Below are 5,653 nucleotides of genomic sequence, written 5' to 3'. Positions count from 1 at the left end.
GTAGCGGCCGTCCGGAGTCCTTCGGCCGGAACCACCCGCCCGCCTCGCGTCCCTCCCAAGACAATCGCAGACTACGATCCTTGCCGTCGGGTAGTGTCTCAGTTTGAAATTCAGAGCTTGTATTCGAATTCCCATAGCCCGACCCGCGAAAGCTCACAGGCTATCTCATTCCAGCTATTGCCCTTAGCCGAAGCGCATCGAGCGATGAGAAATTTTTCCAGTTGAAGGTGATCGAACGTCCGCATGAAAATTACGCCTTCACCAGAAAAGGCCGCTTCTGTGTGGGCCGAAGAAACCATGCCGGCGAACACACCGTGGCCGTGAAAGCATCTGAGCCTTCTTTACCCTCTTCTCCCGCATAGAAATCAATGGTGAGCGAAAAATCAGTTGGATCAGACGGACGCCATGTAGAGAGATCGAACGCGAGCTTATCGGCGTCCACAATCCTATGACCCTTATACTCCGCTTTCATGAAACTCGCTTTCCTGCTTCTTATAGGGACCGCGCTTGCCCGGCTTCGGCGCAACGGCGTCCATCTTCTCGCAAAGGTCTTCCATCGACCAGAGCGTCTGTAGATCGCGACCATGTGGACATGGTTGTCAAACTTCTTTGAGAAGGCATTGGTAAGGCGTGAAGCGACGGTTCGCCATGCGCATCGTGAGATTGGCGCGTTCGATATGCGATGTGCCGGGTTGCCTTCAACGCGCGTCTTGACGGCACCAGTGCAGACGACGGGGCTATAGCGGCTCTCTGGCGACTTGTTGCTTTCCGGCTCGCCAGGTGCCCATCGGTCGTGAGCTGGACGCGGTTGGCAAGGCGGTCTTTCACGTCATCCATGAAGGCCAGCGATATTCGCCGTCACGGCCGCCGACCAGCCATGACACGATGAGGTTGCTATCGCTGTCCAAAGCGGTCCAGGTCCATACGTCGCCAGCGCCTTCGACCGGCTGCTTCATGGTCGAAACGTTCTTGGCTTTCGCGGCGACAAACGACCAGATTTCATCACATTGAATACGCTTGGAGGTGACGTTGCGAACTTCGCGGTCGTGCAGATCGGCGCAGAACTTGCCGACATCGACTGTTGATCGACACATCGGCAACGCGCGAGATCGACCGCATCGAACTACCCCCGTAGGCGGTTCCGCCTATGGGAGCAAACGCCGCGGGGCGCTATCGCCTAGCGATCAAATTCAAACTGAGACACTACCTGCCGTCGGCTTCCCTTGATCTCGATCAAGCACCTGCCTGTCCGGCTGGACGGCTTACCGCCCTGCCCTATAATTTAGGCGGATTGCACATTCGGCCGGAGAGAACACATGAGCCTGGGCAAGCGGAAACTCGGCAGCCAGGGGCTCGAAGTCTCGGCAATCGGCCTCGGCTGCATGGGCATGAGCCAGTCCTACGGCCCGGCCGACGAGGCGGAATCGATCGCCACGCTGCACCGGGCGATCGAGCTCGGCTGCACCTTCCTCGACACGGCCGAAGTCTACGGGCCGTTCGTCAACGAGGAACTGCTCGGCCGCGCGCTGAAGGGGCGGCGCGACCAGGTGACCATCGCGACGAAATTCGGCTTCGTCATCAAGGACGGCAGGCAGGACGGCACTGGCCGCGACAGCCGGCCCGAGCACATCCGCGAGGTGGTGGAGGCATCGCTGAAGCGGCTCGACACCGACCGTATCGATCTCCTCTACCAGCACCGCGTCGATCCTGCCGTGCCGATGGAGGATGTCGCCGGCACGGTCGGCGAGCTGGTGGCCGCGGGCAAGGTGCGCTTCCTCGGCCTGTCGGAGGCCGGCCTCGCCAACATCCGCCGCGCCCATGCCGTGCATCCGGTGTCGGCGCTGCAGAGCGAATACTCGCTGTGGGAGCGCAATCTCGAGCCCGAGATCATCCCGCTGCTTAAGGAGCTCGCCATCGGCCTGGTGCCTTTCGCGCCGCTCGGGCGCGGCTTCCTCGCCGGCGACGTCAAGCGCGCGGAGGACTACCCGGAAGGCGATTTCCGGCGCGGCGACCCGCGCTACCAGGGCGAGAATTTCGACGCCAATGTCGCGGCGGCGAGCGCGGTGCGCGACGTGGCCGCCGCCAGGGGCGTGAAGCCCGGCCAGATCGCGATCGCCTGGCTGCTCGCCAAAGGCCCGGAATTCGGCATCGACATCGTGCCGATCCCCGGCACCAAGCGCCGGACATACCTGGAGGAGAATGTCGCCGCCGCCGACATCGGGCTTGACGCCACCGAGATGCTGCTGCTCGACATGGCGCTGACACCCGACAGGATTTCGGGGCCGCGCTACAACGAGCGGACGATGTCGATGGTGGATCGGTAGGCCTGTTTCACGCCGAGCTGCGCAGCATCAGCTCGGCGTTGAGCAGGATGCGGGCGTCACCGCGCTTGGCCGAGGACTTTTCGTCCAGCCGCTCGAGCAGCAACTCGATCGCCAGGCGGCCGATCTCGTTGTAGTTCTGCGCCACCGTCGTGATCGGCGGGCAGGCGTAGCGCGACAGCGGATGGTCGTCGTGCCCGGCGACCCTCAGATCGCAATCGGCGCCATGTCCCACCTTGAGGCCGAGCTGAAAGGCGGCGCCGAGCACGCCGAAGGCGACGCGGTCGTTGGCGCACAGCACGGTCCTGGTCGGAAAGCCGCCGGCCTTCAGGATGCGCGTCGCCTCGTCAAAGCCGAACTTCTCGAAATCCCAGGAGCGCGCGTCCTCGACCGGCACGATGCGCGGCGTCATCTTGAACTGCTGCATGGCCTCGACATAGGCCTCCTGCCTGGCCGAAGCGTTGTTGTTGACCAGCGGCATGGCGAAGTAGCAGGGCGGCTCGCCGGAGCGGCAGAGATAGTCGACGATCAGCCTGAAACTCTGCCGGTTGTCGGTGCCGACGAAGGAGGAGGTCTCGTCCAGCGGCGAGTCGACATAGATCAGCGGGATCGAGGCGCCGAGCTCAGCGAGGATCCGGTGGTGCGAGCGCACGCCGAGCGGCGCGATGATGGCGCCCGCGATGTTCATCGAGCGGAACGTCTGGATCGCCTGGTCCTCCATCTCGGCGCGCCCGTCGGAGGACAGCACGAAAGCCAGGAAGCCGGCCTCGTTGGCGATCAATTCGATGCGGCGCGTCAGCGCCATGTAGAACGGGTCCGTCGAATTCGGGATGATGACGCCGAGGATGTTGCTGCGGCGCCGATTGAGGTTGACCGCGAACATGCTCGGCCGGAAATCGGATTTCTTCAGCGCCGCCTCGATGGCGCTGCGCGTGTTCTTCCGCACCGAATTGGGATCGTTGAAATATTTGGAGACAGTCGTGCGAGACAAGCCGACGAAGTCAGAGAAATCCTCCATCGTCCTGATCGTCTTTGCCATTCACAGGCCCCTGTTCGACCCTTCCCGTCACTCTCTACGTGAGTCACCATCTTGCGCAAAGCTGCAACGCTTCGACCGTGCCAGGCGAGTTTCCGGGTCGATGGGAGTGCCGCGCGTTTTCACTCATATATCCGCCGAAAACTGCACCTTCATCGTCGCCGGATCGCCACCGCTCTTGGCGAAGAAGGGCAAAAGTTCCGCAAGCGGCAACCGGTGGCTCACCAACCGTGCCATGGTGCCGTCGTCGCGCCTCAGAATGTCGAGCGCTTGCGGGATGTTGCGGTTCAACGAATGCGAACCGGCCAGCCTGATCTGGCGGCGGAAGATCTCGAACGGCGCGACCGAGATCCTGGCGTCGGGCGCGCAGATGCCGAAGACGAGCGCAGTGCCGCCATCGGCTGTGAAGCCGATCATGCCTTCGACCACCCTGGCAACGCCGGTGGCGTCGGCAACGAAATCGAAGCCTTTCGTCCTTGCCACCAGCGCCTGCGATCCGGACAGCAGCGGCACCAGCCCGAGCGCCTCGGCGAAGGCAAGCCGCTGCTCGCTGATGTCGGCAACCGCGACGCTCGCCACCCCCCTCGCCTTCAGCGACAGCGCAAGCAGCAGGCCGATCGGGCCGGCGCCGAAGACCAGCGCGGTGCCGGGCACGCGTGCGCCTGGCTCGATGCCGGCCGCGCTGAGACCGTTCAGCACGCAGGCGAGCGGCTCGGCGAGCGCGGCGGTAGCGAAAGCGAGATCGCCGATGTCATGCAGATGATCGACGCCGACGAGGCTGAATTCGGCGAAGCCGCCGTTGGCGGTCACGCCGTAGGCTTTGAGCGAGGCGCACAGATTGGTGAGGCCCTTGCGGCAGGCGGCGCAGTGTCCGCAGGCAATGTTGGGATCGATGGCGACGCGGTCGCCGGGCTTCACGGTCGTCACGTCGGCAGCGACAGCCTCGACCGTGCCGGCATATTCATGGCCGGGAACCAGCGGGAACGCGCCTTCGCCATAGCGGCCTTGCAGGACCTCGATGTCGGTGTGGCAGAGCCCGGCGGCGCGGACCCTGACCAGAGCGTGCCCCGGTGCGATCTCCGGCATGTCCAGCTCCGCCATGCCGGCAACGCCCGCGGCGGCAAATCGGATGGCTTTCATGTCATTCTCCGTGCGGGCAACGCCTCAGCTCATCCAGTTGCCGCCGTCGACATTGTAGGTCTGGGCGAGGATGTAATCACTGTCGGACGAGGCGAGGAAGACGGCGAGCCCGGCAATGTCCTCCGGCCGCGCGAAGCGCCCGATCGGCACGGACTTCGCCACCGCCGCCTTCTTCTCGCCAGGCTTCAGGCCCTCCCAGCGGGCGAAATGGGCGTCGACGACGTCCCAATGCTCGCCGTCGACGACGCCGGGCGCGATCGCGTTGACGTTGATGCCGTGCTTGACCAGCGCCAGTGCTGCCGACTGCGTGGCCGAGATGATCGCCGCCTTGGAGGCGCAATAGAGCGTCACCAGCGCCTCGCCGCGGCGGCCGGCCTGGCTCGCCATGTTGATGATCTTGCCGCCACGGCCGCGCGCGATCATCAGATTGGCCACCGCCTTCATCATGAACAGCGGCCCCTTGAGGTTGATGCCGAAGACCTTCTGGTAGCTCGCCTCGGTGATGTCGGTGATCGGCGCCATGTCAAAGATGGCGGCGTTGTTGACGAGGATGTCGATGCCGCCGAACTCGCGGTCGACCTCGGCGGCAACGCTCTCGATCGCGGCGAGATCGCTGACGTCGAGCTTCTTCGCGCTGGCCGCCGGACCGGTCGCGGCAGCCGCCTGCGTCGCGCGTTCGAAGTCGATGTCGGCGATCACCACTTTTGCGCCCTCGCGGGCATAGGCCTGAGCGAAGCCGAGGCCGATGCCGCGCGCGCCGCCGGTGATGAGGGCAGTCCTGTTGTTCAGTTTCATGTCCAACTTTCCAAAATTCGACAACGATTTCCGGGCGGCCGCGAAAGCTTGCCTGTCAGCCGGCGCGGAACGCACGGACCCGCTTTGCCCTTGCGGGATCCGTGCATCCTCCGGGCCCGCTGCAACGGGAGGTCTGGGCAGGCCGGATCGCCAGGGGCGGCACGCTTTGCGCCCCTGGCTTGTTAGGGTGCTATTTGATGTAGCCCGCTTCCGTCATGGTGCGCTCCACCTCGGCCTGGACGCCATTCAGCGCATCGTCGACCGACTGCTCGCCGGTGACCGCGGCGGCAACGGCCTGGCCGACCTGCGTGCCAATGCCCTGGAATTCAGGGATGGCGACGAACTGGATGCCGGTATAGGG

General features: G+C 64.3%; 5 protein-coding genes and 2 pseudogenes. 1 reads left to right on the top strand and 6 read right to left on the bottom strand.

Annotation, left to right across the window (positions count from 1 at the left end; translation table 11 throughout):
• Positions 1–250: 250 nt before the first annotated feature.
• Both EN781_RS23935 and EN781_RS23930 read right to left on the bottom strand, forming a co-directional pair.
• The gene (locus EN781_RS23935) at positions 251–472 is read right to left on the bottom strand and encodes an Imm8 family immunity protein (protein WP_127400384.1); all 222 of its coding nucleotides are present in this window, start codon (positions 470–472) and stop codon (positions 251–253) included.
• Positions 456–1,149 (bottom strand): annotated as a pseudogene (locus tag EN781_RS23930) (IS1 family transposase). The gene EN781_RS23935 and the pseudogene EN781_RS23930 overlap by 17 nt, the downstream one beginning before the upstream one ends.
• A gap of 167 nt (positions 1,150–1,316) precedes the next feature.
• On the opposite strand from EN781_RS23930, the gene EN781_RS23925 reads away from it, so the two are divergent.
• Entirely contained in the window at positions 1,317–2,324 is a 1,008-nt protein-coding gene (locus tag EN781_RS23925) for an aldo/keto reductase (RefSeq protein WP_126055275.1), read from the top strand.
• A 7-nt stretch (positions 2,325–2,331) separates the two neighbouring features.
• On the opposite strand, the gene EN781_RS23920 is transcribed toward EN781_RS23925, so the two are convergent.
• From EN781_RS23920 to EN781_RS23905, 4 genes and pseudogenes are all read right to left on the bottom strand, one after another.
• The gene (locus EN781_RS23920; protein WP_189347784.1) at positions 2,332–3,339 is read right to left on the bottom strand and encodes a LacI family DNA-binding transcriptional regulator; all 1,008 of its coding nucleotides are present in this window, start codon (positions 3,337–3,339) and stop codon (positions 2,332–2,334) included.
• A gap of 144 nt (positions 3,340–3,483) precedes the next feature.
• A complete protein-coding gene (locus EN781_RS23915; RefSeq protein ID WP_126055277.1) occupies positions 3,484–4,497 on the bottom strand; it encodes a zinc-dependent alcohol dehydrogenase family protein in 1,014 nt (337 codons plus the stop codon).
• 24 nt (positions 4,498–4,521) lie between these two features.
• Positions 4,522–5,292 (bottom strand): L-iditol 2-dehydrogenase, encoded by a 771-nt coding sequence (locus tag EN781_RS23910; RefSeq protein ID WP_127400383.1) that lies wholly within the window; start codon positions 5,290–5,292, stop codon positions 4,522–4,524.
• Between the two features lie 190 nt (positions 5,293–5,482).
• Positions 5,483–5,653: pseudogene (locus tag EN781_RS23905) on the bottom strand (sugar ABC transporter substrate-binding protein); the annotation flags it as partial.

The organism is Mesorhizobium sp. M4A.F.Ca.ET.090.04.2.1, assembly GCF_003999085.1.
In the GTDB taxonomy this organism is placed as follows: domain Bacteria; phylum Pseudomonadota; class Alphaproteobacteria; order Rhizobiales; family Rhizobiaceae; genus Mesorhizobium.
This window is presented reverse-complemented; position numbering and strand designations above follow the sequence as displayed.

Bases quoted from the DNA above. Each gene is read 5' to 3' on its own strand.
- EN781_RS23935 (WP_127400384.1), bottom strand. From the start codon at position 472: ATGAAAGCGGAGTATAAGGGTCATAGGATTGTGGACGCCGATAAGCTC.
- EN781_RS23925 (WP_126055275.1), top strand. From the start codon at position 1,317: ATGAGCCTGGGCAAGCGGAAACTCGGCAGCCAGGGGCTCGAAGTCTCG.
- EN781_RS23920 (WP_189347784.1), bottom strand. From the start codon at position 3,339: ATGGAGGATTTCTCTGACTTCGTCGGCTTGTCTCGCACGACTGTCTCC.
- EN781_RS23915 (WP_126055277.1), bottom strand. From the start codon at position 4,497: ATGAAAGCCATCCGATTTGCCGCCGCGGGCGTTGCCGGCATGGCGGAG.
- EN781_RS23910 (WP_127400383.1), bottom strand. From the start codon at position 5,292: ATGAAACTGAACAACAGGACTGCCCTCATCACCGGCGGCGCGCGCGGC.